Source organism: Micromonospora sp. NPDC023956 (assembly GCF_040639195.1).
Lineage (GTDB): Bacteria > Actinomycetota > Actinomycetes > Mycobacteriales > Micromonosporaceae > Micromonospora.
In genome coordinates this window covers 627,249-651,822 of sequence record NZ_JBEZZN010000002.1, presented here as the reverse complement: position 1 = coordinate 651,822, position 24,574 = coordinate 627,249, and the positions used below count along the sequence as shown (strand labels likewise).

At 72.3% G+C, this 24,574-nt stretch carries 18 protein-coding genes and 2 tRNA genes; 15 read left to right on the top strand and 5 right to left on the bottom strand.

The features are described from left to right. Positions 1-50: 50 nt before the first annotated feature. From dnaA to AB0F58_RS05485, 5 genes are all read left to right on the top strand, one after another. Positions 51-1,850, top strand: a complete 1,800-nt coding sequence (gene dnaA / locus AB0F58_RS05505) for a chromosomal replication initiator protein DnaA (protein WP_357138243.1) — start codon at positions 51-53, stop codon at positions 1,848-1,850. An 848-nt stretch (positions 1,851-2,698) separates the two neighbouring features. Further along, positions 2,699-3,832, top strand: coding sequence for a DNA polymerase III subunit beta (gene dnaN, locus AB0F58_RS05500; RefSeq protein WP_357138240.1), 1,134 nt, complete (start codon positions 2,699-2,701; stop codon positions 3,830-3,832). A gap of 43 nt (positions 3,833-3,875) precedes the next feature. Continuing rightward, a complete protein-coding gene (gnd, locus tag AB0F58_RS05495) occupies positions 3,876-4,748 on the top strand; it encodes a phosphogluconate dehydrogenase (NAD(+)-dependent, decarboxylating) (RefSeq protein WP_357138238.1) in 873 nt (290 codons plus the stop codon). A gap of 17 nt (positions 4,749-4,765) precedes the next feature. Next, positions 4,766-5,899, top strand: a complete 1,134-nt coding sequence (recF, locus tag AB0F58_RS05490) for a DNA replication/repair protein RecF (RefSeq protein ID WP_357138235.1) — start codon at positions 4,766-4,768, stop codon at positions 5,897-5,899. Positions 5,900-6,170: 271 nt separating this feature from the next. Next, positions 6,171-6,683, top strand: a complete 513-nt coding sequence (locus tag AB0F58_RS05485; protein WP_357138746.1) for a DciA family protein — start codon at positions 6,171-6,173, stop codon at positions 6,681-6,683. Positions 6,684-6,753: 70 nt separating this feature from the next. Here AB0F58_RS05485 and AB0F58_RS05480 read toward each other — a convergent pair whose 3' ends face one another. After that, positions 6,754-7,308: a hypothetical protein gene (locus AB0F58_RS05480; RefSeq protein ID WP_357138233.1), complete on the bottom strand. Its 555-nt coding sequence runs from the start codon at positions 7,306-7,308 to the stop codon at positions 6,754-6,756. A gap of 533 nt (positions 7,309-7,841) precedes the next feature. Here AB0F58_RS05480 and gyrB point away from each other — a divergent pair. The 7 genes from gyrB to AB0F58_RS05445 all read left to right on the top strand — a co-directional run bounded on the left by gyrB (position 7,842) and on the right by AB0F58_RS05445 (position 14,728). Further along, positions 7,842-9,788 (top strand): DNA topoisomerase (ATP-hydrolyzing) subunit B, encoded by a 1,947-nt coding sequence (gene gyrB / locus AB0F58_RS05475; protein ID WP_357138230.1) that lies wholly within the window; start codon positions 7,842-7,844, stop codon positions 9,786-9,788. 128 nt (positions 9,789-9,916) lie between these two features. Further along, positions 9,917-12,439 carry a DNA gyrase subunit A gene (gene gyrA / locus AB0F58_RS05470; protein ID WP_357138227.1) on the top strand — a complete coding sequence of 841 codons (2,523 nt, stop codon included), beginning with the start codon at positions 9,917-9,919 and terminating at the stop codon, positions 12,437-12,439. Between the two features lie 3 nt (positions 12,440-12,442). Next, positions 12,443-13,327 carry a DUF3566 domain-containing protein gene (locus AB0F58_RS05465; RefSeq protein ID WP_357138224.1) on the top strand — a complete coding sequence of 295 codons (885 nt, stop codon included), beginning with the start codon at positions 12,443-12,445 and terminating at the stop codon, positions 13,325-13,327. A gap of 151 nt (positions 13,328-13,478) precedes the next feature. Then, positions 13,479-13,552, top strand: a tRNA-Ile gene (locus AB0F58_RS05460). A 40-nt stretch (positions 13,553-13,592) separates the two neighbouring features. Further along, positions 13,593-13,721 carry a DLW-39 family protein gene (locus AB0F58_RS05455; RefSeq protein ID WP_211296303.1) on the top strand — a complete coding sequence of 43 codons (129 nt, stop codon included), beginning with the start codon at positions 13,593-13,595 and terminating at the stop codon, positions 13,719-13,721. Between the two features lie 34 nt (positions 13,722-13,755). Continuing rightward, positions 13,756-13,828: transfer RNA gene (locus AB0F58_RS05450), tRNA-Ala, on the top strand. Between the two features lie 90 nt (positions 13,829-13,918). Beyond that, positions 13,919-14,728 carry a GNAT family N-acetyltransferase gene (locus AB0F58_RS05445; RefSeq protein ID WP_357138221.1) on the top strand — a complete coding sequence of 270 codons (810 nt, stop codon included), beginning with the start codon at positions 13,919-13,921 and terminating at the stop codon, positions 14,726-14,728. Positions 14,729-14,807: 79 nt separating this feature from the next. On the opposite strand, the gene AB0F58_RS05440 is transcribed toward AB0F58_RS05445, so the two are convergent. The 3 genes from AB0F58_RS05440 to AB0F58_RS05430 all read right to left on the bottom strand — a co-directional run bounded on the left by AB0F58_RS05440 (position 14,808) and on the right by AB0F58_RS05430 (position 21,246). Continuing rightward, positions 14,808-15,869, bottom strand: a complete 1,062-nt coding sequence (locus AB0F58_RS05440; RefSeq protein WP_357138219.1) for a phosphotransferase — start codon at positions 15,867-15,869, stop codon at positions 14,808-14,810. 92 nt (positions 15,870-15,961) lie between these two features. Then, entirely contained in the window at positions 15,962-16,753 is a 792-nt protein-coding gene (locus tag AB0F58_RS05435; RefSeq protein WP_357138215.1) for an MBL fold metallo-hydrolase, read from the bottom strand. 77 nt (positions 16,754-16,830) lie between these two features. Beyond that, a complete protein-coding gene (locus AB0F58_RS05430) occupies positions 16,831-21,246 on the bottom strand; it encodes an HAD-IC family P-type ATPase (protein WP_357138213.1) in 4,416 nt (1,471 codons plus the stop codon). Positions 21,247-21,607: 361 nt separating this feature from the next. Between AB0F58_RS05430 and AB0F58_RS05425 the strand changes: the two genes are divergently transcribed. The 3 genes from AB0F58_RS05425 to AB0F58_RS05415 all read left to right on the top strand — a co-directional run bounded on the left by AB0F58_RS05425 (position 21,608) and on the right by AB0F58_RS05415 (position 23,853). After that, the gene (locus AB0F58_RS05425; protein ID WP_357138210.1) at positions 21,608-22,978 is read left to right on the top strand and encodes an MFS transporter; all 1,371 of its coding nucleotides are present in this window, start codon (positions 21,608-21,610) and stop codon (positions 22,976-22,978) included. 66 nt (positions 22,979-23,044) lie between these two features. Then, positions 23,045-23,227 carry a hypothetical protein gene (locus AB0F58_RS05420; RefSeq protein WP_357138207.1) on the top strand — a complete coding sequence of 61 codons (183 nt, stop codon included), beginning with the start codon at positions 23,045-23,047 and terminating at the stop codon, positions 23,225-23,227. 74 nt (positions 23,228-23,301) lie between these two features. Continuing rightward, positions 23,302-23,853 (top strand): YbaK/EbsC family protein, encoded by a 552-nt coding sequence (locus AB0F58_RS05415; RefSeq protein ID WP_357138204.1) that lies wholly within the window; start codon positions 23,302-23,304, stop codon positions 23,851-23,853. A gap of 77 nt (positions 23,854-23,930) precedes the next feature. On the opposite strand, the gene AB0F58_RS05410 is transcribed toward AB0F58_RS05415, so the two are convergent. Beyond that, entirely contained in the window at positions 23,931-24,566 is a 636-nt protein-coding gene (locus tag AB0F58_RS05410; protein WP_357138744.1) for a DsbA family oxidoreductase, read from the bottom strand. Positions 24,567-24,574 lie beyond the last annotated feature (8 nt).

Genomic DNA, 24,574 nt, shown 5'->3' with positions numbered 1-24,574 from the left:
ACTGGGAGAGCAGCGGCGGCCGGGAGCAGAGGCGAGGGGGTGGCACGACGGTGGCCGGAACGACCGACCTTGCCGCGGTGTGGACCGCGACGACGGACGAGCTCGCCGACGAGATCATCTCGGCTCAGCAACGTGCCTACCTGCGGCTGACCCGGCTGCGCGCGATCGTCGAGGACACCGCGCTGCTCTCCGTGCCCGACGCCTTCACCCGGGACGTGATCGAGTCCCGGCTCCGCCCGGCGATCACCGAGGCACTCAGCCGTCGACTCGGCCGACCGATCCAGGTGGCGGTCACCGTCCGGGTCGCCGAGGACGGCACGGGCCGTCCGGCGGGCACCGTGTACCGCAGCGTGCCCGAGGCCGACGCACCCGAGCTGCCCTTCCCCGGCTACGACGCCAACCCCGGCCACGCCGAGGTGCCGGCCCCGTTCCGGGAGGTTCCGCCGCCGGCGTTCCACCCGGACGAGGAGGACGGCCCCGACCCGCAGACCGACCCGTCCCGGGGCGGACCGGCCGGCGACGACGCCCGACGGCTGATCCCCACCAGCCGGGGCGGTCAGGAGGCCCTCTTCACCGCCAGCTTCGCCGAGTCGCTGCGCGGCGGACCGCCCGGGGCGGACCGGCGGGGCTACGACGACCGTGCTGACCGCGGCCCCGACCAGGGGCGCCCGTACGACCAGCGGTACCGCGACGACACCGGTCCGGTACGCGACCGGCTGCCCCGCGACGGCGGCACCGACAGCGGGCCGGGGCGTGGTGGCGTGGACCACCGGCCGGGCGGCCGGGACGACCGGCGGCTCCCCGGTGGGGCGGAGAGCGGCGGGAACCGGCTGAACCCGAAGTACATGTTCGAGACGTTCGTCATCGGCTCGTCCAACCGGTTCGCCCACGCGGCGAGCGTGGCGGTGGCCGAGTCGCCGGCCAAGGCGTACAACCCGCTGTTCATCTACGGCAGCTCGGGGCTGGGCAAGACCCACCTGTTGCACGCGATCGGGCACTACGCCACGACGCTGGGCAACGCCCGGTCGGTCCGGTACGTCTCGACCGAGGAGTTCACCAACGACTTCATCAACTCGCTGCGGGACGACAAGACCAGCGCGTTCCAGCGCCGCTACCGGGACGTCGACATCCTCCTGATCGACGACATCCAGTTCCTGGAGAACCGGGAGCGGACCCAGGAGGAGTTCTTCCACACCTTCAACACCCTGCACAACGCCAACAAGCAGATCGTGATCACCTCGGACCGGTCGCCGAAGCAGCTCGCCACCCTGGAGGACCGGTTGCGGACCCGGTTCGAGTGGGGGCTGCTGGCCGACATCCAGCCGCCGGACCTGGAGACCCGGATCGCGATCCTGCAGAAGAAGGCCGCCCAGGAGCGCCTGTACGCGCCCCCGGACGTGCTGGAGTTCATCGCGTCGCGGGTGTCGAACTCGATTCGGGAACTGGAGGGCGCGCTGATCCGGGTGACCGCGTTCGCCAGCCTGACCCGGTCCACGGTCGAACTCTCGCTCGCCGAGGAGGTGCTGCGGGACTTCATCCCGGACGGCGCCGGCCCGGAGATCACCGCAGACCAGATCATGGTCTCCACCGCCGACTACTTCGGCGTCAGCCTTGAGGATCTGCGCGGCCACTCCCGGTCCCGGGTGCTGGTCAACGCCCGCCAGGTGGCCATGTACCTCTGCCGCGAGCTGACCGACCTCTCGCTGCCCCGGATCGGCCAGGCGTTCGGTGGACGGGACCACACCACGGTCATGCACGCGGACCGGAAGATCCGTCAACAGATGGCCGAACGCCGGTCGCTCTACAACCAGATCGCCGAGCTGACCAACCGGATCAAGCAGACCTCCTGAGCCCTCGCTGCGGCCGGTACGCCGCAGTTGCTCCGCTACGTCGGCCGCCCGCCGGTCGACGAACGGCACCGTCATCGACGCCCGGCCCGACGGCCGGGCGTTTCCGTCTCCACCGTCGGTCGCCCCGCCCCGGTTTCCACCCCGCCCCGGGCTGTGCAGCCACGTCCCGGAGGGCTGCGACGTCCCCACAGCCCCTCGGGTTGTCCACAGCGGAGCCGACTTGTCCACAGCAAGTTATCCACAGGCAGTGGATAACTACCGTCCGCCCCGGAGCAGTTACCCACAGGTTGTGGAAAAACCCTGGGGACGAGCCTGTGGACGAGTGTGGACAGGCCGATGGTTGTCCACCGGTCGCGGGCTGCCTGTGGACAGCCTGTTGAAGGTTCTGGGGACAACGGCTGTGGAAGCTGGTCCGCTCGTCCACAGGGCTGGGGAGAAAGTCGGTGGATAACCGGTGGATAACCGGTGGACAACGGTGGACAACTCCGCGCCGAACGAGGCCTGTGGACAAGTAGCTGAGTTTTACCCACGGTTCTCCACAGGTAAACCACCGGTGGATAACGCGTCTGAGCTGGGAAAACGCGACTTATCCACAGTTTGCACAGGTGCTACGAAGACGATGGGTTATCTCTTTGAAGAGAACAAAAACCAATCATCACCGTTGGACTTCCTGTGGATCGTTGCCTGCCGGCCCCCGACCCGAGCAGGTTGGCAGCAGAAGCACGGGGTCGGACGCACAGCCGATGCCCCCGCGCCCTAAGGTGCGATGGGTACCCGCACGGTCGGGCGGGACGGTGGGCAGCGGTCGGCATGAGAGAGTTGTCGCTGACGTCGACGCGGAGGCATTAATGAAGTTCCGAGTGGAGCGCGACGCGCTCGCCGAGGCTGTGGCGTGGACCGCGAAGAGCCTCCCCAACCGGCCGTCCGTACCGGTGCTCGCCGGGGTGATGCTCCGGGTGACCGACGGCAACCTGCAGGTCTCCGGCTTCGACTACGAGGTCTCCAGCCAGGTCACGGTCGAGGTGCAGGGCGACGCCGACGGTGCCGCGCTGGTCTCCGGGCGCCTGCTGGCCGAGATCACCAAGGCCCTGCCCGGTAAGCCGGTCGACATCGCCGCCGTCGGTGCGCACCTCGAACTGGTCTGCGGCAGCGCCCGGTTCACCCTGCCCACCATGCCGGTCGAGGACTACCCGAGCCTGCCGGACATGCCGGAGAGCGCCGGCACCGTGGACGCCGCCGCCTTCGCCGCAGCGGTCGCCCAGGTCGCGGTGGCGGCGGGCCGGGACGAGACCCTGCCGATGATGACCGGCGTCCGGCTGGAGCTGAACGGCGACACCCTCGCCATGCTCGCCACCGACCGCTACCGTCTCGCGCTGCGCGAGATGCAGTGGCGGCCGGACGACGCCGGGATCAGCATCAACGCCCTGGTCCCCGCCCGGACGCTGCACGACACCGCCAAGGCGCTCGGTCCGCTCGGCGGCGAGGTGACCCTGGCCCTGTCCCAGGGCGCGGCCGGCGAGGGCATGATCGGCTTCTCCGGTGGCACCCGCCGGACCACCAGCCGGCTGCTCGACGGCGCGAACTACCCGCCGGTCCGGTCGCTCTTCCCGCCGAGCCACAACGCCGAGGCCCGGGTGTCGGTGAGCACCCTGATCGAGGTCGTCAAGCGGGTCGCCCTGGTCGCCGAACGGACCACCCCGGTGCTGCTCAGCTTCAGCTCCGACGGGCTGGTCGTGGAGGCAGGCGGTACCGAGGAGGCCCGGGCCAGCGAGGCCATGGACGCGACCTTCACCGGCGACGCGCTGACCGTCGGCTTCAACCCGCAGTACCTGATCGACGGTCTGACGAACCTGGGTGCCCAGACCGCGATGCTCTCCTTCGTCGACGCGCTGAAGCCCGCCGTCATTTCCCCGGCCGGTGAGGATGGTGAGGTCATTCCGGGGTACCGGTACCTGATCATGCCGATCCGGGTTTCCCGCTGATCGCGCACACACCCCGAACCAGAACCACCGGAGGTAGGTACAGATGCAGCTCGGCCTGGTAGGACTCGGCCGCATGGGCGGCAACATGCGCGAGCGGCTGCGCGCCGCCGGGCACGAGGTGGTCGGCTTCGACCACAACGCGGAGCTGAGCGACGTCGCCTCCCTGACGGAGCTGGTCGAGAAGCTGGCGGCGCCCCGCGCGGTCTGGGTGATGGTGCCCGTCGGCGTCACCGACGCCACCATCGACGAGCTCGCCGGCCTGCTCGACTCCGGCGACATCATCATCGACGGCGGCAACTCGCGCTTCAGCGACGACGCCCCGCGCGCCGAGCGGCTGAACGAGCGCGGCATCGGTTACCTCGACGTCGGCGTCTCCGGCGGGGTGTGGGGCCGGCAGAACGGCTACGCGCTGATGGTCGGCGGCGCCGAGGAGCACGTCGGGCAGCTGATGCCGATCTTCGAGGCGCTCAAGCCCGAGGGCGAGTTCGGCTTCGTGCACGCCGGGCCGGTCGGGGCCGGGCACTACGCCAAGATGGTGCACAACGGCATCGAGTACGGCCTGATGCACGCCTACGCCGAGGGCTACGAGCTGCTCGCCGCCTCCGAGCTGGTGACCAACGTGCCGGGGGTCTTCAAGTCCTGGCGTGAGGGCACGGTGGTCCGCTCCTGGCTGCTGGACCTGCTCGACCGGGCCCTCGACGAGGACCCGGAGCTGGCCGAGCTGAGCGGCTACACCGAGGACACCGGCGAGGGCCGCTGGACGGTCGACGAGGCGGTCCGGCTGGCCGTGCCGCTGAACGTCATCACCGCCTCGCTCTTCGCCCGGTTCGCCTCCCGCCAGGACGACTCGCCCGCGATGAAGGCCGTCGCCGCGCTGCGCCAGCAGTTCGGCGGGCACGCCGTCCGCAAGCGCTGACCGGCGTCCGCCCCACCGTGTACGTCCGCCGGCTCGAACTCGTCGACTTCCGCTCCTACGAGCGGGTCGACGTCGACCTCGAACCGGGGCCGAACGTCCTGGTCGGGGCGAACGGGGTCGGCAAGACCAACCTCGCCGAGGCGCTCGGCTACGTGGCGACCCTGGACAGCCACCGGGTCGCCACCGACGCGCCGCTGGTCCGGCTCGGCGCCGAGTCGGCGGTGATCCGCTGCGCGGTGGTGCACGAGGGCCGGGAACTCCTGGTCGAGCTGGAGATCGTCCCCGGCAAGGCCAACCGGGCCCGGCTGGGGCGGTCCCCGGCGCGCCGGGCGCGGGACGTGCTCGGCGCGCTGCGGCTGGTGCTGTTCGCCCCGGAGGACCTCGAACTCGTCCGGGGCGACCCGGCCGAACGCCGTCGTTACCTCGACGACCTGCTGGTGCTCCGCCAACCCCGGTACGCCGGGGTGCGGGCCGACTACGAGCGGGTGGTCAAGCAGCGCAACGCCCTGCTGCGGACCGCGTACCTGGCGCGCAAGACCGGCGGGTCCCGGGGCGGGGACCTCTCCACCCTGGCGGTGTGGGACACCCACCTGGCCCGGCACGGGGCGGAACTGCTCGCCGGGCGGCTGGAGCTGGTCGCCGCGCTCACCCCGCACGTCACCAAGGCCTACGACGCGGTCGCCGCCGGGCGGGCGTCCGCCGGGATCACCTACCGACCGTCGGTGGAACTGGGCGAGGCGGTGCCGGACCGGACGGCCCTCACCGAGGCGTTGACCACCGCGCTGGCCGAGTCCCGGACCGCCGAGGTGGATCGCGGGACCACCCTGGTCGGCCCGCACCGCGACGATCTCGCGCTTACCCTCGGCCCGCTCCCCGCCAAGGGGTACGCCAGCCACGGCGAGTCCTGGTCGTTCGCGCTCGCCCTGCGGCTGGCCGCGTACGACCTGCTCCGCTCGGACGGGATCGAGCCGGTGCTGGTGCTCGACGACGTCTTCGCCGAGCTGGACGCCGGCCGCCGGGAGCGGCTGGCGGACCTGGTCGGCGGAGCCGCACAGCTCCTGGTGACCTGTGCCGTCGACGACGACGTGCCGGTGACCCTGCGGGGCGCCCGCTTCCAGGTCGGCGAAGGGACGGTACGCCGTGTCGGATGACCCGATCCCGCCCCGTCCCGCCGCCGGTCCGGCCCGTTCCCCCGCCCGGGACGCCGGGACCGGCAGCCGGCGGGCGGCCGGCTCCGGCGACCGGTCCGGCGGGCCCCGACCGTCCGGTGGCCGGCGGGCGGCCGGCTCCGGGGACGGGACCGGTGGGCCCCGGCCGACCGGCTCCGCGTCCGACCGGGCCGGTCGGGACGCAGGCGACGGTGGGACCGGCACCACGTCCGGCGGACGTCCGCCGGGAACCGGCGGGAGTACCGGTGCCGACCTGCCGGCCGAGTCGTCCGGTCCGCAGCTGGCCCGTGCGGTGCTGGACGCGGCGAAGGCCCGGCGCGCGGCGACCGCCCCCAGGCGGCGCAGCGCGCTCGGCGGGGGTGACGACGGCCAGCGGCGACTGCGCGGCTACTCCGGTCCGGGACCGGATCCCCGGGACCCGCAGTTGCTCGGCGTGGTGCTCGGCCGGCTGATGAAGGCCCGGGGTTGGGAACAGCCGGCGGCGGAGGCCACCGTCTTCGGCGCCTGGGAACGGGTGGTCGGCCCGGAGATCGCCCAGCACAGCCGGCCGGTGAAGCTGGAGAACGGGGAACTCACCGTCGAGGCCAGGTCGACGGCCTGGGCCACCCAGCTCCGCCTGCTGGCCGGTTCCCTGCTCCAGCAGATCGCCCGTGAGGTGGGCCACAACGTCGTCCGCAGACTGCACATCCACGGTCCGGCCGCGCCGTCCTGGTCCCGGGGGCCCCGACGCGTGCGTGGCCGGGGGCCCCGGGACACCTACGGCTGAGCTGCCCCGACCGACCCGGGCGGCACCGACTCCGGTGCCGGCAGGTGGTCCGGAACCGGGGACGGGCCGGTCAGGTGGCGGCGTAGACGGCGAAGCTGCGGTCGGCGCAGCGGCGGTAGAACGCGGCCAGGACGGCCAGCTCGGCGCAGGTGAAGTTCCACTGCGGCGGGTCGCCGGCCTCGTCGCGGAGTCCGTCGAGCCGGCTGTCGAGCCACCGGAGCTGCTGCTCGGCGAGTCGGCCGTCGGCCAGCAGGTCCCGCAGGACGGCGCTGACCGAGTCGAAGGTGACCGACTCCCCGTGCTCGCGGTGCCGGGCGACGAACCGCTCCAGCCCGTCGGCGATCCAGGCGCAGCCGTCCGGATCGATCACCGGATCCTCGTCCTCGGCGGCGTTCTCCGTGGCGTAGAGCACATTTTCCAGGCCGAGCAGGAGGTCCACCAGCTCGGTGTACGCGGTCGCCCGCACCGTGCCGGTCTTGGCGATCAGCTCGGCGAGAGCCGCGGTCGGCGCGGAGATGCGGGGCATCTCGACGATCTCGCCGAAGTCCACGAACTCGGCCGGTGCCACCGGGTCGTAGAACCGGCCGGTCCGCGGCCAGACCACCGCGACGTTGTCCAGCCCCATCGGGCGTCACCTCTTAAGTGCACGTGTCGAAGCCAGTCGGTCCGATCGTCCGATTCTGCCGTCTGGAGATCAAGAGCGGCACCCCGGGTGGCGCCGCCAAGGTACGACACCGTGCGTGCTCCGCGCGACCCCGGGGCGTACTCGTCGCGGGTGGTGGCGGTGAGCCGACCGTCGGCAACCGCGCCCGCGATCAGGGCCGCTCGTGTAGGGGGAGTCGCAGGAGGCGCGATTCGGGCCGCAGCGGAGGTCTGAGCCGCCTTCAAGGGGTGCCGAGTGGTGGTTCTGTCGGCTGCGCACAGTAGGATTGGAGGCGAGACGAAGATCTGACGCGGAGCGACGCCACGGACCCGGCCGGGCCCCGACGCGCCGCGTCGCATCGAGTTGATCGCGATCCGCGGGCAACCGCGGCGACCGGCGTTCGGCCCGTACCCCGGAATATATCTGGTGCCGGTCCGCGCGCCCGACGTCGCGTCCCGCCGAACCCGCGTCCGACGCGCCCTCCCGGCGCGGCCGGCGCGAGAAAGTGGCCGAGGGTGGCAGCGCAGAACAAGCAGGAGTACGGCGCCGAGTCGATCACCGTCCTCGAAGGGCTGGAGGCGGTCCGGAAGCGGCCCGGCATGTACATCGGGTCCACCGGGGAACGTGGTCTGCACCACCTGGTCTGGGAGGTCGTCGACAACGCGGTCGACGAGGCGCTGGCGGGTCACTGCGACACCATCGACGTGGTGCTGCTGGCCGACGGTGGCGTCCGGGTCACCGACAACGGCCGTGGCTTCCCGGTCGACCTGCACCCCAAGCTCAAGAAGCCCGGCGTCGAGGTCGCGCTGACCGTGCTGCACGCCGGTGGCAAGTTCGACGGCAAGGCGTACGCGGTCTCCGGTGGTCTGCACGGCGTCGGCGTGTCCGTCGTGAACGCGCTCTCCACCCGGATGGCCGTGGAGATCCACAAGTCCGGTTTCGTCTGGCGGCAGCAGTACCACAACTCCAAGCCGAGTCCGCTGGACAAGGGCGAGACCACCGACCGCACCGGTTCGACGGTCTGCTTCTGGCCCGACCCGGACGTCTTCGAGACGGTCGACTTCGACTTCCAGACCATCTACCGCCGGATTCAGGAGATGGCCTTCCTCAACCGGGGCCTCACCATCCACCTTCTCGACGAGCGGGTGCCCGAGGAGGAGGACGGCCGCCAGCGCGAGGTCACCTTCTGCTACAAGGGCGGCATCGCCGACTTCGTCCGCCACCTCAACGCCTCGAAGACCCCGATCCACAAGACGGTGGTCGAGTTCGCCGGCGAGGAGGAGGGCATGTCCCTCGAGATCGCCATGCAGTGGAACGAGTCCTACGGCGAGTCGGTCTACACCTTCGCGAACACCATCAACACGCACGAGGGTGGCACCCACGAGGAGGGTTTCCGCGCCGCGTTGACCAGCCTGGTCAACAAGTACGGCGCCGAGAAGAAGCTGCTCAAGTCGGACGAGAAGCTCTCCGGTGAGGACATCCGCGAGGGGCTCGCCGCGATCATCTCGGTCAAGCTGGCGAACCCGCAGTTCGAGGGGCAGACCAAGACCAAGCTCGGCAACACCCCGGTGAAGAGCTTCGTCCAGCGGGTCTGCAACGAGTGGCTGGTCGACTGGTTCGACCGGAACCCGGCCGAGGCGAAGGTCATCATCACCAAGGCGTCGCAGGCCGCCCGGGCCCGGATCGCCGCCCAGCAGGCCCGGAAGCTGGCCCGCCGCAAGTCGCTGCTGGAGTCCGGCTCGATGCCGGGCAAGCTCGCCGACTGTCAGTCCACCGACCCGCGCGAGTCCGAGGTCTTCATCGTCGAGGGTGACTCGGCCGGTGGCTCGGCCAAGCAGGGTCGTGACCCGCGTACCCAGGCGATCCTGCCGATCCGGGGCAAGATCCTGAACGTGGAGAAGGCCCGGATCGACCGGGTGCTGAAGAACAACGAGGTCCAGGCGCTGATCACCGCGCTGGGCACCGGCATCCACGACGACTTCGACATGGAGAAGCTGCGCTACCACAAGGTGGTGCTGATGGCCGACGCCGACGTCGACGGCCAGCACATCCAGACCCTGCTGCTCACCCTGCTGTTCCGCTTCATGCGTCCGCTGGTGGAGCTGGGGCACGTCTACCTGGCCGCCCCGCCGCTCTACAAGATCAAGTGGAACAAGAAGGGCGACGACGCCCAGTACGCCTACTCCGACCGGGAGCGGGACGGGCTGATCGCGCTGCGCCAGCAGAAGAAGGCGAACGCCAAGCCGGACGACATCCAGCGGTTCAAGGGCCTCGGCGAGATGAACTACCCGGAGCTGTGGGAGACCACGATGAACCCGGCGACCCGAACCCTGCGTCAGGTCACGCTCGACGACGCGGCGACCGCCGACGAGCTGTTCAGCGTCCTGATGGGTGAGGACGTCGAGGCGCGCCGCTCGTTCATCCAACGGAACGCCAAGGACGTGCGCTTCCTGGACATCTGACGGATGCCGGTGGGCCGCCGGGAAGCTCCCGGGGGTTCACCCGTCCACAGAGTTATCCACAGCTTCGACGGTATCCACAGCCGTTATCCACAGCACGAAAACGACTCTGAGTCTGATAAGGGTTAACAGTGACCGATACTCCCGAGTCCACCCCTAACGAACCGGAAACCCCGGAGGCCGCCGCCGCGGTCGTGGCGCAGCACGACCGGATCGAGCCGGTCGGCCTCGAGGTGGAGATGCAGCGCTCCTACCTCGACTACGCGATGAGCGTCATCGTCGGGCGGGCGCTGCCGGACGTCCGGGACGGGCTCAAGCCGGTCCACCGCAAGATCCTCTACGCCATGTTCGACTCCGGCTACCGGCCGGACCGCGGCTACGTGAAGTGTTCCCGGGTCGTCGGTGACGTGATGGGGCAGTTCCACCCGCACGGCGACTCGGCGATCTACGACGCGCTGGTCCGGATGGCGCAGCCCTGGTCGCTGCGGTACCCGCTGGTCGACGGAAACGGCAACTTCGGCTCGCCCGGCAACGACCCGGCCGCCGCGATGCGCTACACCGAGTGCAAGCTCGACCCGCTGGCGATGGAGATGCTGCGGGACATCGACGAGGACACCGTCGACCTCCAGGACAACTACGACGGCCGGGCCAAGGAGCCCACCATCCTGCCGTCGCGGATCCCGAACCTGCTGGTCAACGGGTCCGAGGGAATCGCGGTCGGCATGGCCACCAAGATCCCTCCGCACAACCTGCGCGAGATCGGCGCGGCCGTCCAGTGGTGCCTGGAGCATCCGGAGGAGGACGAGGCCACCACGCTCGACGCGCTGCTGGAGATCGTCAAGGGCCCGGACTTCCCGACTCACGGCCTGATCGTCGGTACCACCGCGATCCAGGACGCCTACCGGACCGGCCGCGGCTCGATCAGGATGCGCGCGGTGGTCGAGGTCGAGGAGGACAAGCGGGGCCGGCCCTGCCTGGTCGTCAGCGAGCTGCCCTACCAGGTGAACCCGGACAACCTGGCCGAGCGGATCGCCGAGCTGATCAAGGAGGGGAAGCTCGGCGGCATCGCCGACATCCGGGACGAGTCCTCCGGGCGTACCGGTATGCGGATCGTGCTGGTGCTCAAGCGCGACGCGGTCGCCAAGGTGGTGCTGAACAACCTCTACAAGCACACCCAGCTCCAGGAGACCTTCGGCGCCAACATGCTGGCGCTGGTCGACGGGGTGCCGCGCACGCTCAACCTGGCCCAGTTCATCCGTTACTACGTCGAGCACCAGATCGAGGTGATCCGGCGGCGGACGGCGTTCCGGCTGCGCAAGGCCGAGGAGCGGGCGCACATCCTGCGGGGTCTGTCCAAGGCGCTCGACGCGCTGGACGAGGTGATCGCCCTGATCCGGCGCTCGCCCACCGTCGAGGACGCCCGGCAGGGCCTGATCCGGCTGCTGACGATCGACGAGATCCAGGCGACCGCGATCCTCGACATGCAGCTGCGCCGTCTCGCCGCCCTGGAGCGGCAGCGGATCCTGGACGACCTGGCGAAGCTCGAGATCGAGATCGCCGACCTGAAGGACATCCTGGCGAAGCCGGAGCGGCAGCGGCGGATCGTCTCCGAGGAGCTGGGCGAGATCGTCGCCAAGTGGGGCGACGAGCGGCGGACGAAGATCGTGCCGTTCGACGGCGAGGTCTCGATGGAGGACCTGATCGCCCGCGAGGACGTCGTGGTCACCATCACCCGCACCGGGTACGCCAAGCGGACCAAGGTCGACCTCTACCGTTCCCAGCGGCGCGGCGGCAAGGGCGTCAGCGGTGCCACGCTGCGGCAGGACGACATCGTGAGTCACTTTTTCGTCTGCTCGACCCACGACTGGATCCTGTTCTTCACCAACAAGGGGCGGGTGTACCGGGCCAAGGCGTACGAGCTTCCGGAGGCCAGTAGGGTGGCCAAGGGCCAACACGTGGCCAATCTGCTCGCCTTCCAACCGGAGGAGCAGATCGCACAGATCATCGAAATCCCGAACTACCAGGTAGCCCCCTATCTGGTACTGGCCACGAAGAACGGCCTGGTGAAGAAGACGAAGCTCGAGGAGTTCGACTCCAACCGCTCGGGCGGAATCATCGCGATCAACCTGCGCGACGAGGACGAGCTGGTTGGCGCGGCCCTGTGCGCGCCGCACGACGACCTGCTGCTGGTGTCGAAGAACGCCCAGGCGATCCGGTTCAACGCGAGCGACGACGCGCTGCGACCGATGGGACGGGCCACCACGGGTGTGATCGGCATGCGCTTCAGTGACGAGGACGAACTACTGGCCATGGAGGTCGTCCGGGAGGGCATGGACGTCCTGGTGGCCACGAACGGGGGATACGCGAAGCGGACCCCCATCGAGGAATACCCGGTGCAGGGCCGGGGAGGTAAGGGCGTGTTGACCGCGAAGATCACAGAGCGCCGTGGGGGACTCGTCGGCGCCGCCGTGATCAGCCCGGACGACGAGCTCTTCGCGATCACCAGCAACGGTGGCGTCATCCGGACTCCGGTGAAGCCTGTACGCCGTACGCGGGATCGGAACACAATGGGGGTCAAGCTGATGGACCTCCCGGACGGCGTAACTATCGTGGCGATTGCTCGCAATGCCGACGAGCCTGACGAACAGGACTAGTTGATGACGGAGACACAGGCGAAGTCGGGGAACAAGGGGACCTCGGCCAAACCGGTCGACGAGGATGCCGCGAAGGGCGGTGCGCCCGCGTCCGGCCGCGCCGCCGTGGGCCGGGCCACGGTCCCCGCCGACGCGCCTGCCCCGAAGTTCACCCGGGCTCCGGGGATGGCACCGCCGCCGGACAAGCCCGCCGCCGCGGAAGACGCGGAGAAGGGTGACCGGACCGAGGCGATCACCATCGACGCGCCGACATCGGCCGGCACGACACCGACCTCCGGTGCGGCCCGTCCGGCCGGGACGACACAGCCGATCCCCACGAAGGCCGCCCAGACGGCGACCACCGGCACCCAGCCGCGGATCGGCGGCGGTCCCCAGCCGGACTCCGCGCGACCGGGCGTCGCCCGGCCCAACGGCGGGGGACTGCCGGCCGGGGTCGGCGGTGCCGCGGCGGTCGGAGCGGCCCGGGTCAACGACGCGGTACGCGCCGCGCGCAGCTCGGTCAGTTCCGCGGCCTCGCGCGGCCCCCGTCGGGCCCGGCTGAACCTCAAGCGGATCGACCCGTGGTCGGTGATGAAGTTCGCCTTCGCGGTCTCCGTGGTGCTCTTCATCGTCGTGGTGGTCGCCACATCGGTGCTCTACCTCGCCCTCGATGCGATGGGCGTGTTCCAGAGCGTCAACGAGAGCCTGACCGACCTGGTCAGTGCCGGCGGTGGGCAGGGCGCCGACGGCTTCCAGATCACCGCCAAGGGCGTGATCCTCAGCTCGGCGCTGCTCGGGCTGGTCAACGTCGTCCTGTTCACGGCGCTCGCCACGCTGGGGGCGTTCGTCTACAACGTCTGCGCCGACCTGGTCGGCGGGGTCGAGCTCACTCTCGCCGAGCGGGACTGAACCGGTCCGGGAGACAGCTGACGCCGGGGCACCGCGTAAAGCGGTCGCCCCGGCGTTGGCCGTCGGGGTACGTTCGTCAGCGACGGTGCGCGAGGCCCGACCCCGATTTTGGGCGGGACGAGCGGATGGGTTAATGTTGCTCGTCGCACACGGGGCTATAGCTCAGTCGGTTAGAGCGCAGAGCTGATAACTCTGAGGTCGCTGGTTCGATTCCAGCTAGCCCCACCGCACACCGTCCGACGGCAGTCGAGCGAGGGGACGCCCCATGGTGAAGAAGCTTCTGTTGCTGGTCGGCGTGGTTGGCGTGGCGGTTGTCGTTGCCCAGCGGATCAAGGCGTCGAACGACGAGCGCGCCCTGTGGCACGAGGCGACCACCGCTCCCGACCTCCGATAAGGTCCGGCCCGGGCGGGTTCTCTCCCGCCCTTCCGGGGCCCTAGCTCAACTGGCAGAGCACTGCCTTTGCAAGGCAGGGGTTAGGGGTTCGAGTCCCCTGGGCTCCACCCAGCTCCCGTGCTGATCACGGGTCTTGATCTTCTCAGCGACTCGCTTTCCGGTGGAACGTCGACCGAACGAGCCATTACGCTCGCGCGATGCCGGTACGCCCCCATCCAGAAGACCTCGCGGACTCGCTGCTCGTCGCCGATGATGGCACGGCACTGGCCCGGATGACCATCCGTGACGAGGCGGGGAACCGGATCGCGGCCAAGGTCAGCCCGCTGCCCGGGACGGTACGGAGCCGACTGGCCGAGCAGGCCCGCCGTGATCTCGCTGGCTTCCGGCTGGAAACCTCCGACGAGGGCCTGGTGGCGGCATTGACAGCCGACGGTCTCCAGTTGCGCAAGGCCGCGACCGAGATGCGTCACGGACTGGACCAGCTCCCCGATCCGGCCGTGCTGCCTGCCGGGTGGTCCCTGGGCAGTCCCGGTTGGGACGACGACCTGGCTGGAGAACTGGCGGCCACGTATGGCCCGGATCATCCGGACGGGCGCTGGCGGGACGGTCACTCCGAGCAGATCCGGGCCATGTTCGACCACGGTGATCCGGTAAGACCGCTGCTGGCAGCCTCGGCCCGGCTGGTGGACCCGGACGGACGCAGCACCGGCCACGTCCTGTGTGCCGGGCCGGTGCCGTGGACCGACGATGCCTGCGCCTGGATCCTGAACCTCGCCGTGGCGCCTCGCGCACAGGGCTGCGGGTTCGGCCGCGCACTGCTCACGCACGCGTTGCGCGGGGCGCGCGAGGCGGGGCTGCCGGCCGTCGGCCTGTCGGTGACGGACGGGAACCCGGCCCGCCGCAGCTACGACAGCGCGGGGTTCCGCCCGCTCGCCCGGGTGCTCTCGGTGTGTCTGCCCGCCGCCTCCGATCCGCCGCTTTCCGTCCCGGCCGGGCGCCCGTCGTAAGAACACGGGATCCGGGCAGCGCGAGCAGGCGGCAGCGGCAGGAGGGGCGACCGGACCGGAGCACCGGTGGACCGGCGGGTCAGGACGGCGAGGTATCGCCCCGGCCACCGAGATGCCGGACCAGCCTCTGCAGGATCTTCCAGCACGCCTCGTCGTCGGCGCTGCCGGTGTGGGGTCGGCGGAACCGGTCCACGTCCACCGCGAGGTCCTTGAGGTCCCACTGGATCCGGTACAGCTCCAACAGCGAGGGCTCGGGGGGTACGCCGGTCGCGTCGGCGTACGCGGCGAGGACGGACCCGTCGCCGGGGTCGAGGTTCCACAGGTCCCGCTCGCGGGGTGCGACCAGAGCGGTCTCCCAGTCGATCAGTAGCCAGCCGTCCGCGTCCCGCATGGTGTTGCCGGGGTGGGGCTCGCCGTGGGTGAGCACCGCCCGGTCGCCGTACCCGCGCGCCTCGGTGGCCAGGGTGTCGTACCGGTCGAGCAGCCGCCGGATCGGGGCGGCGTGCACGGCGAGCAGGTCGGCGACGGGACGGGCGTACGGCCCGCAGCCGGGGACGGGGCCGGCCCGCAGCGCGTCGTCCAGCGCGTCCCGGTGCGCGACGGTGAGGTCGTCGACGGCGGCCTGCCGGCGTACGTGCGCCGGGGCGGTGTGCACCGCGACCAGCATGTCCAGGACAGCCCGGCGGTGCTCGGCGCTGGGAAAATCACCCCAGGTGAAGCTCTCGCCGGCGACGTGCGGGTAGAGCGCCAGGCCGAACCGCTCGCCGACGCGGGTCAGCGGTTCACCGTCCACCGTGGGTACCGGAGCCACCACGAAGCTGCGCCCCCGGCCTCGACGCGCGACGGAACCGGTCCGGTCGGCTTCGGTCCCGCCGAGGGCGGCGTGCAGGGCGACGGTCGTGCCGAGGGCGGCCCGGAGCCGGTCGTATGCCCGGTCCAGTGGCTCGTCCTGTCGGTGCCGCCGCAGCTCCAACTCGTCGACGGTGGCGAACCACCGGTCGCCCTGGACGGTGCCGACCTCCCAGTGGTGGCTGCCGAACCCGACCGGTCGGTACGTGATCGTCTCGACGTCGACCCGCCAGGCGCTTCCCAGGGCGGCGACCAGGGTTTCCTCGGTGAGGCCGGCGGGCGCGCTGAACATCCCGTCACGGTACGAGCGGTGGCCGACCCGGCCAACCGGATTGTGTCCGGGCAGGCCCGGTACGCCGTGCCTGTCCCGTCGGGACCGGGCCGTCAGCGCAGCGACGTGCGTTCACCCCGGACCACCGTGCGGACCTGGTGGGCGAAACCCCGGCGGCGGGCCTCCGCCAGGAAGTGCCGCAGCGGGGACCGGAACACCCCGTAGTCGTCGTAGTGGATCGGGACGGTGAGCGCGGGCCGGATCAGCTCGACCGTGTCGGCGCCCTGCTTCGCGTCCATGGTGAGCAGGATCCCGGCGATCCGGGTGCCGCCGAGGTGGATGAGCATGGCGTCGATGCCGGGGAAGCGGGCCGGTATCTCGGCGAGCACCGGCCGGTGCAGCGTGTCGCCGGTGACGTAGAGCCGGAACTCCCGACGGCCGTCGCGTTCCAGGTCGATGACCGTGCCCATGACGTCGGGCAGCAGCCGGTCGAGCAGCCCCGGGCCGTGTCGCCCCGGCACGGCGGTCAGCCGCAGGGTGGCCCCGTCCCGGGTGAGCTCCCGGGATGCCCAGGTGGGCAGGCCGTCCGCCGCCCGGAACCCCCAGCGACGCAGCCTCCGCTCCGCCTCCGGCGTGGTGATGATCGGCAGTCGTCGGTCGAGTTCCCGGCGGGCGACCCGGTCGAAGTGGTCACCGTGCAGGTGGGAGAGGACCACCGCGTCCAGGGTCGGCAGCTGGGCGATCCCCAGCGCCGGGTCGGTACGCCGTTTCGACCAGAGCCCGTGACCGAGGTACGCCCGCTGTCCCCGGTGCAGGAAGTTCGGGTCGGTCAGCAGGGTGAACCCTCCGATGTCGAGCACCGTGGTCGCGGTGCCGACGAACGTGACGCTCGCGTCCGTGGTCATCCGTGTCACCTCCTGGGTGGCCGTACCCCGGCAGGGCGGGGGCAACCGTGCCACCGCTGTCGGTGGCCGGACGACCGTCAGGACGGCGGTCGGGGCAGGCGGTCCACCAGCCGACTGAGCGCGCCGTTGCCGAGGGTGGCACCGACGGCGGAGCCGGCGGCGATGGTCCAGCCGACCGGTCCCAGTGGCGTGCAACCGAAGAACTGGCTGACCCCGGGGGTCTGCACCACCGCGACCAGGGCGCCGACCGAGGCGGCGGTGGAGACGAGCACCATCGGGCTGGTGCCTCCGGCGAGCACGGTCTGCCCGAGCTGGGTGCCGACCAGGGAGGCGAGGGCCACCGTGCCGGCCCGCCGTTCGCTGCCCGTCCACCGGGCGAGCGTCCAGCCGGCGGTCGCCCCGACGGTGGTGGCGGCGGCCCGTAGCCCGATCTCCCGGGTCAGGGTCTCCCCGAGGGAGGTGTCCGGGCCCTCGCGCAGCAGCTGGTCGCCGTGGTGGTCGCCGGGCGGCCGGACCGCGATGGCCATCGCCGGCACCAGGTCGGTGAGGAGGTTGACCAGGAGCAGTTGCCGGCCGGTGAGTGCCGAGCGGCCGGTCGCGGCGGCGGTGAGCACGCTGAACGCGATCTCCCCGAGGTTGCCACCGACCAGGATGCTCAGGGCGTGGCGGACCGACGACCACATGGCCCGTCCCTCGACCAGGGTGGCGATGATGGTCTCCAGCCGGTCGTCGGTGACCACCAGGTCGGCGGCGGCCCTGGCGGCGGGCGTGCCCCGCTGGCCGAGGGCGATCCCGACGTCGGCCAGGCGGATCGCGGGTGCGTCGTTCGCGCCGTCCCCGGTCATCGCGACGACCCGGCCGCACTTCTGGAGCGCCTGGATGATCCGGACCTTGTGGGTCGGGGTGCAGCGGGCGACCACGTCGGTGCGGGCGAGCCGTTCGGCGAGTGCCTCGTCGTCGAGCTGGTCCAGCTCGGTGGCGGTGACCACCCGCTGATCGGTGTCGGTGCTGATGATCGAGGCGATCGCCTCGGCGGTCGCCGGATGGTCACCGGTGATCATGATCGTGTGCACCCCGGCCTGCCGGATCCGGTGCACGGCCGGCGCGGCACTCTCCCGCACCCCGTCGGCGAGGGTCAGGTAACCCACGAAGGCGAGGTCGCGTACCTCGTCGTCGGTGACCTCCCGGTCGGTCATCCGCCGTTCGGCGACCGCGAGCACCCGGTGCCCGGCCCCGGCCCGCTCGGCCAGGGCGTCCTGCAACCGGGTCCGGTCGGCGTCGGTCAGGGGCCGCTCGGCACCGTCGGCGTCCCGGCGGCGGGTGCAGCGCGGCAGCACCCGCTCCGGGGCACCCTTCACGCTGAGCAGCAGGCCGTCGTCGATCTCGCCGAGGGTGGCGTGGTACCCCCGGGACGGCTCGAACGGCAGTCCACCGACGGATCGCCAGCCGCCGGCGCCGACCCGTTCGGTGACCCCGTCGGCGGTCCGGGCGCCGGTGCGGATCGCCCGGTCGGTCTGCTCCGACAGTTCCGCCGGATCGGCCGCCTCCGGGGTGGCCCGCAGCGCCGTCGCGAGCGCCGCCCGCAGGGAACGCGTCCCGTCCAGCCGGTCCACCGGGGCGTACCGCTCGCCGTCACCGATCCCGGCCAGGCGGAGTTGCCCCTCGGTCAGGGTGCCGGTCTTGTCGAAGCAGAGCACGTCCACCCGGCCCAGCGCCTCGATGGTGCGTGGATTGCGCACCAGCGCGCCGTGCTCGGCGAGCCGCCGGGCCGCCGCGAGCTGCGCCGCACTGACCAGGAACGGAAGACCCTCCGGCACCGAGGCGACGGCCAGGTTCGCGGCGGTCGCCGCGGTTTCCGCCAGGGGTACGCCCCGCAGCAGTCCCGCCCCGGCCACCGAGATCGCCGAGACGGCGGCCAGCGGAAGCGCCGCCTTGGTCAGGGTGCCGAGTCGGGCCTCCACCCCGCCGGCCGTCGGCGCCTGGCGGGCCATGGCCAGACTCCGTCCCGCCTCGGTGTCCTCGCCGGTGGCGACCACCACGGCGGTGCCGTGCCCGGCGGCCACGGTGCTGCCCTCGTAGAGCATCGAGCGTCGGTCGGCGACCTCGGCGGCCACCACCGGTCGGTCGGTCTTGGCGACCGGCAGCGACTCGCCGGTGAGCGACGACTCGTCGGCCTCCAGCCCCACCGACTCCAGCACCCGGCAGTCGGCGGGCACCGCGTCGCCCGGATCGAGCAGGATCACGTCGCCGGCCACCAGGTCCTCGGCGGCGACCACCTGCTCGCTTCCGTCGCGCCGGACCCGGGCGGTGACCGCCGTACGGGCGAGCAACGTCGCCAGGGACCGTTCGGTGTTGCGCTGGTGGACCGCCCCGATCAGGGCTGACCCGCCGACCACCCCGCCGACCAGGGCCGCGTCGACGACCGAGCCGAACGCGGCGGAGAGAGCCGCCCCGGCGGCGAGGACCGGGGTGAGCGGGTTGGCGAGTTCGTCGAGCAGCGCCCGGAGCAGGCTGCCGTCCTCGGAACCGCCGCCGGTGCCCCGGCTCCGCCGGCTGGCCGCCTGGCTTGCGCTCAGTCCCTCCGGTCCGGTGTCGAGCCGATCGAGGACCGCGTCGACCGGCATCAGGTGCCAGGCGGTGACGGGTGGGGCCGGGGTGTCCGTCGGGGCGGGCAGCCGCCGGGCCCGCCAGACGCCGTGCGCGAAGGCCAGCGCCGCCGCACCGTTCACGGCGGAGAGGGCCTGGTTGGGCAGTCGCTTCCGATCGGCGGTGAACGCCGCCAGCGCGCCGAGCCCGACACCCATCTCGGTGAGCCGGATGTTCTGCTTGGCCATCCGGCGGGCCACCCCGGCCGCCTCGACGACCAGCGCACAGGTTCGCAGGTCGGTGCCGACGAGCAGGTGCGCGCCCCACGGGGGCGGGTCGTCGGGCCCTCCGACGCCGAGGCCGCAGTCGGAGACGCCGAGCGCCGCCCGGTCGGTGGAGACCAGCATCACCACCGCGCCGTCGAACTGGAGGGCCCGCACCGTCTCGGCGACGCGGGGACCGCCGGGCAGGACGGCGTCGGCGAAGTCGTACCGCCGGTCGGCGTCACCGGCCACCACCAGCCGCAGTCCGGCCCTCCGGGCGGCGGCCGACAGGGCGTCGACGCCCGGCGCCGGCTCGGGCTCGGCCCGCAGCACCGCCGCCAGGGACTCCCCGTCGGCCAGCCCGAGCAGCAGGCCACCGGTGTCCCGCAGCCGCCGGCTGGCGTCGGTGTCCCCGGGGTCGCGCGCGTCGAGCCGGTCCAGCGGGGCGAGCCGCCAACCCCCGGCCTCCCGGCACCGCCGTGGTGCGGCCGGGTCGAAGAGGGCGAAGGCGTGGGCGGCGATCTCCTCGGCGTCCGTGTCGGCCAGCGGGGCCAGGTCGACCAGGGCGCCCCGGGTCGAGCCGAGCACGGTGGCGTCCAGGACCAGCGTGTCGATCCGGTCGAGTTCCCGCAGCACCGCACGGTCCATCGCGATGACGCCCCGGCGGGCCAGGATCCGGCCCAGTTGGGCGGCGTACCCCTCACGGCCGGAGCCGGGGGCCTTCGGGAGGGTGGAGAGGGCCAGCGCGGCGGCCCGTTTCGCGCCCACCACGGGCAGCGCCGCCGCACCGGCGGCGGCGCCGGCGAGGAGGATCCGGTTGAGGTAGCGCTCGACCGGCCCGTCCGGCTTGGCGCGTGGTCGGCCCAGCGTGGGCGCGCGGGCGACGGCCCGGTCCGGGTCGCCGGTCAGCTGTGGCTCGGCCCGCTTCCAGGCGGTCTGCTGGGCGTGGGCCTCACCCCACTGCACGATCCGCTGTGCCCCGTCGAGCACCAGGCCGGTCCAGCCGCCGGCGAGGCCCTGGAGGACTGCCTCGGCGAGCGGGAAGAGCAGGTCGGCCCGGGGGTCCGCGCGCAGCCCCCGGTTGGCCAGGGCGTGCAGTTTCGGGTGCATGTCGATGGCGCCGAGGAGTCCGGGGACCTCTCCGGGCAGCGGGGTGAGCGGCAGGATCCGGGTGGCGGCGGAGAGGGTCAGACCGAGGACGTCGGAGGCGAGCGCGCCGAGCGTGCGCGGGGTCCGCGGACCCTCCTCGGGCGGGTGGGGCGGGGGGATGTCCGGGTCCGGTTCGTGGTCGCAGCGGCGCTCGACGCGTTCGATCGTCCGGACCAGATCACGGAGCCGGGGCTCCGGCGGCTCGACGGCCACCACCACCCGGCCGGACGGGGCGTTGACCCGGGCCCAGTGCACCCCGGGCAGCTTCTCCAACGCCGTCTCGACCTGGCGGGCCAGGGAGTCGCCGCCGTCCTGGCAGACCCCGTGCACCTCGATGTGGTGCCGTCCCGGCCGGGACCAGACCCGCCGGGAGGTGAGCCCGGCGTTCCGGGCCAGGTGGACGGCGGCCGCGCCCGCGCTCCGGGACACGTCGCCCACCAGCCGCGGTACGGCGGACGGGACGACCCGGTCGGCGATCCTGCCCAGCGGGATCATCCGACGGTACGACCGGCCACGAGCCGGTCCGGGCCTCCGCCGTCGTCGTGCAGGTCGTACGCCATCTCGCCTCCCACGCCTCGCTCCGCGCGGACTGGCTTCCCGAGCTTCGGCCCGTCATGCCCGGCGACGGGTGATTTTTCGGGTCGAACCGGTTCCCGGCGGAGTTGGCAGCACCAGCCCGGCCCCGGGCACACGAGCAGGCCCGCCGGACGAGCGGCGGGTGGACGTCGCGCTGCTCAGGGAGGTGACGCCACCGTCGGACAGGTCGCCCACCACGAGCCGCGGCGCGGGATGGAGGGCGAGATCCGGGTCACGGTGGGATTGACCTGAAGTCGGGTTGAGGGCTCAGGGTGGGCGGATGGTCGTCGATTCGGCGCCGCCCGTCGTGGCGGATCGGCTGCTCGCCGCGCCCCTGCGGGCGATAACGGTGGGCAGCGTGGCGTTGATCTCGCTGCTCGCCTTCGAGGCGCTGGCGGTCGGGACCGCCATGCCCACGGTCGCCCGTAGCCTCGACGGCCTGGCACTCTACGGGCTGGCCTTCGGCGGGGCGTTCGCCTCGGGGGTGCTCGCCATGGTGCTCTCCGGCATCTGGTGCGACGCCCGTGGGCCTGGGGTGCCGATGTGGCACGGGGTCGCCTGGTTCGTCACCGGGCTGCTGCTCGCCGGCACCGCGCCGGTGATGGAGATGCTGGTCGTCGGGCGGGTGGTGCAGGGCTTCGGCTCGGGGCTGCTCTCGGTCGCGCTCTACGTGATCGTCGGCCGGGTGTACCCGGAGGCACTGCACCGGCGGATATTCGCGGCGTTCGCCGCCGCGTGGGTCGTACCGTCGCTGGTCGGACCGGCCCTGGCCGGACTGGTCGTGGAACACGTCGGCTGGCGCTGGGTCTTCCTGGCGGTCCCGGCCGTCGCCGTTCCGGCGGTGCTGCTCGTCCACCCGGGATTGCGGTCGCTCGGCGTGCCGGTCGGCACCCGGGCGCCCCGGGACGCCGGGGCCCGGATCGGCTGGGCCTGCGGGGCTGCGGCGAGCGCCGCACTGCTGCACTACGGGGGGCAGCAGCGCGGTCCGCTCGCCGTCGGTCTCGTGGCCGCCGCGTTGGTCGGGCTGGCCGGGTGCGCGCCACGCCTGCTACCGGCCGGTGTCCTGCGCGCCGGTCGGGGGCTGCCCACCGTCGTCGGGCTGCGGGGGCTGGCGTCGGCGGCGTTCGTCGGGGCGGAGGTGGTGATGCCGCTGCTGCTGTCCCGGGAGCGGGGGCTCTCCCCGACCGCCGCCGGGATCGCCCTGACCGTCGGGGCGATCGCCTGGTCGGCGGGCTCCTGGTTGCAGGGACGGCTGCCCGAACCACGTTCCCGGGCGACGCTGCCGCGCGCCGGGCTGGTCTGCATCGCTGCCGGCATCACGGGTTTCGCCCTCACGGTGTGGCCGGCCGTCCCGGTGCCGGTCGGTCTTCTCGGCTGGGCCCTGGCCGGGCTCGGCATGGGGCTGACCTACCCGTCGCTGTCGGTGCTCACCCTGGAGTTGTCCGCCCCCGGTGAACAGGGACGCAACAGCTCCTCCCTGCAACTCGGCGACGCGCTCTGCGCCGCCGCCGTGCTGGCGCTGACCGGCGCGCTGCTCGCCGCCGGTTCGGGGCCGGACCCGGCGACCTACGTCGTCGCCCTGGCGGTCTCCGCCGGGCTGGCGCTGCTCGGCGCGGTGGTCGCCGGACGGGTCGTGCCGGCCGCCGGCTGACACCCGTCCGGGGGACGCTGGTCGGATGAACCCGTCCCCGGCTCACGTTCGCCCTACCGTGGCCGCATGCTCACCTTGGCCTTCGTCACGATCCTGTACGTCGCCGGATTCGTCTTCCTCTACGGCGTGATCCGGCTGGCCGTCCGGCACGCCCTGGAGGACCTGGACGCCCGCCGGGCGGAGGCGCTGCGACCCGGCCCGCCGCAGGAGCGGCCCTTCGTGCCGGAGAGCTTCCTCGCCGGTAGCTGACCGGGACCGGCGGAGCCCGGCCGGAGGTCCCCGACGGGTGTTTCCGCTGGCCGGATGCGAGGATCGCCGGTGTGATGGGAACGCTGGAGACGCAGCCCGCAGGTGACCGGCCGGACCTGCTCGCGCCGCCGGTCGCCGCCGCGCTCGGACGGTGGCCCGCCGACGCCCCGGTCGACGTGGCGCAGGTGCTGGTCGCGCCGATCGACGCCACGCTCGCCGACACCGCCGCCTTCTGCGCCGCGTACGGGGTGGGGTTGGCCGAGTCGGCCAACTGCGTGGTGGTGGCCGGCAAACGGGAAGGCAGCGTCCGCTACGCGGCGTGTGTCGTCCTCGCCACCACGCGGGTCGACGTCAACGGAACAGCCCGACGGGCGCTGGACGTCCGGAAGGCGAGCTTCGCCCCGATGGCCGACGCGGTCGAGTCGACCGGGATGGAGTACGGCGGCATCACCCCGATCGGCCTGCCCGACGGGTGGCCGGTCCTGGTGGACAGTCGGGTGGTCGCCGTGCCGTACGTGATCGTCGGGTCCGGCGTGCGGCAGAGCAAGATCGCGTTGCCGGGAGCGGCGCTCGCTGCGCTGCCCCACGCGCAGGTGGTCGAAGGGCTGGCCACGCCGGTCAAGTGATCGACCCGCGCCGATGTTGTTGCACGTGAAACATCGGGCGGCCCTGTGCAGTGGCATCGGGCGTCGCGCCCGTGCGGTCAGTCGGCCGAGGATTCCCGGCGCTCCACTTCGGCCAGGGCGGCGAGGAGCGTCTCCGGCTCCTGGGCACCGCTGACCACGTACCTGCCGGCGAGGACGAAGGTCGGCACGCTGGTCACCCCGATGTTCCGGGCCTCCGTCAGTGCCGCCCGCAGTTCGGCGACCCCGGTGTCCGAGTCGAGGAGATCGCGGACCTCGGTGGCGTCCAGGCCGACCGTGCCGGCGAGCGTGGCGAGGTCAGCGCGCGAGCCGATGTCGACGCCGTCGGTGAAGTGCGCCCGGAAGAGCGCCTCGATCATGTCTGCCGCTCGCCCCCGTCCGTCCGCGAACCGGATCACCCGGTGTGCGTCGAAGGTGTTCGCGGTGAGCGCCCGGTCGAAGTCCAACGTCAGCCCCATCCCGGCGGCCACCCCGGTGACGTGGTCCGCCATCTGCCGGGCTCGTTCCACCCCGCCGAACTTCGCGCCCAACCCCTCGATCAGCGGTCGGGGTCCGGACACCGGGCTCGGATCCAGCTGGAACGGCCGGTAGCGGAGGGTGACCTCTCCCTGGTAAGCCGCCAGGGCCTGCTCCAGCCGGCGCTTCCCCACGTAGCACCAGGGGCAGACCACGTCGGCGTAGACCTCGATCTCCATGCCCCGGG

What these genes read in the sequence shown, in the direction of transcription:
- AB0F58_RS05435 (WP_357138215.1), bottom strand. Translation starts at nt 16,753, where the DNA reads ATGACCACGGACGCGAGCGTCACGTTCGTCGGCACCGCGACCACGGTG.
- AB0F58_RS05420 (WP_357138207.1), top strand. Translation starts at nt 23,045, where the DNA reads ATGCTCACCTTGGCCTTCGTCACGATCCTGTACGTCGCCGGATTCGTC.
- AB0F58_RS05430 (WP_357138213.1), bottom strand. Translation starts at nt 21,246, where the DNA reads ATGATCCCGCTGGGCAGGATCGCCGACCGGGTCGTCCCGTCCGCCGTA.
- AB0F58_RS05415 (WP_357138204.1), top strand. Translation starts at nt 23,302, where the DNA reads ATGGGAACGCTGGAGACGCAGCCCGCAGGTGACCGGCCGGACCTGCTC.
- AB0F58_RS05440 (WP_357138219.1), bottom strand. Translation starts at nt 15,869, where the DNA reads ATGTTCAGCGCGCCCGCCGGCCTCACCGAGGAAACCCTGGTCGCCGCC.
- gnd (WP_357138238.1), top strand. Translation starts at nt 3,876, where the DNA reads ATGCAGCTCGGCCTGGTAGGACTCGGCCGCATGGGCGGCAACATGCGC.
- dnaN (WP_357138240.1), top strand. Translation starts at nt 2,699, where the DNA reads ATGAAGTTCCGAGTGGAGCGCGACGCGCTCGCCGAGGCTGTGGCGTGG.
- AB0F58_RS05455 (WP_211296303.1), top strand. Translation starts at nt 13,593, where the DNA reads ATGGTGAAGAAGCTTCTGTTGCTGGTCGGCGTGGTTGGCGTGGCGGTT.
- AB0F58_RS05465 (WP_357138224.1), top strand. Translation starts at nt 12,443, where the DNA reads ATGACGGAGACACAGGCGAAGTCGGGGAACAAGGGGACCTCGGCCAAA.
- AB0F58_RS05410 (WP_357138744.1), bottom strand. Translation starts at nt 24,566, where the DNA reads ATGGAGATCGAGGTCTACGCCGACGTGGTCTGCCCCTGGTGCTACGTG.
- AB0F58_RS05480 (WP_357138233.1), bottom strand. Translation starts at nt 7,308, where the DNA reads ATGGGGCTGGACAACGTCGCGGTGGTCTGGCCGCGGACCGGCCGGTTC.
- AB0F58_RS05425 (WP_357138210.1), top strand. Translation starts at nt 21,608, where the DNA reads ATGGTCGTCGATTCGGCGCCGCCCGTCGTGGCGGATCGGCTGCTCGCC.
- AB0F58_RS05445 (WP_357138221.1), top strand. Translation starts at nt 13,919, where the DNA reads ATGCCGGTACGCCCCCATCCAGAAGACCTCGCGGACTCGCTGCTCGTC.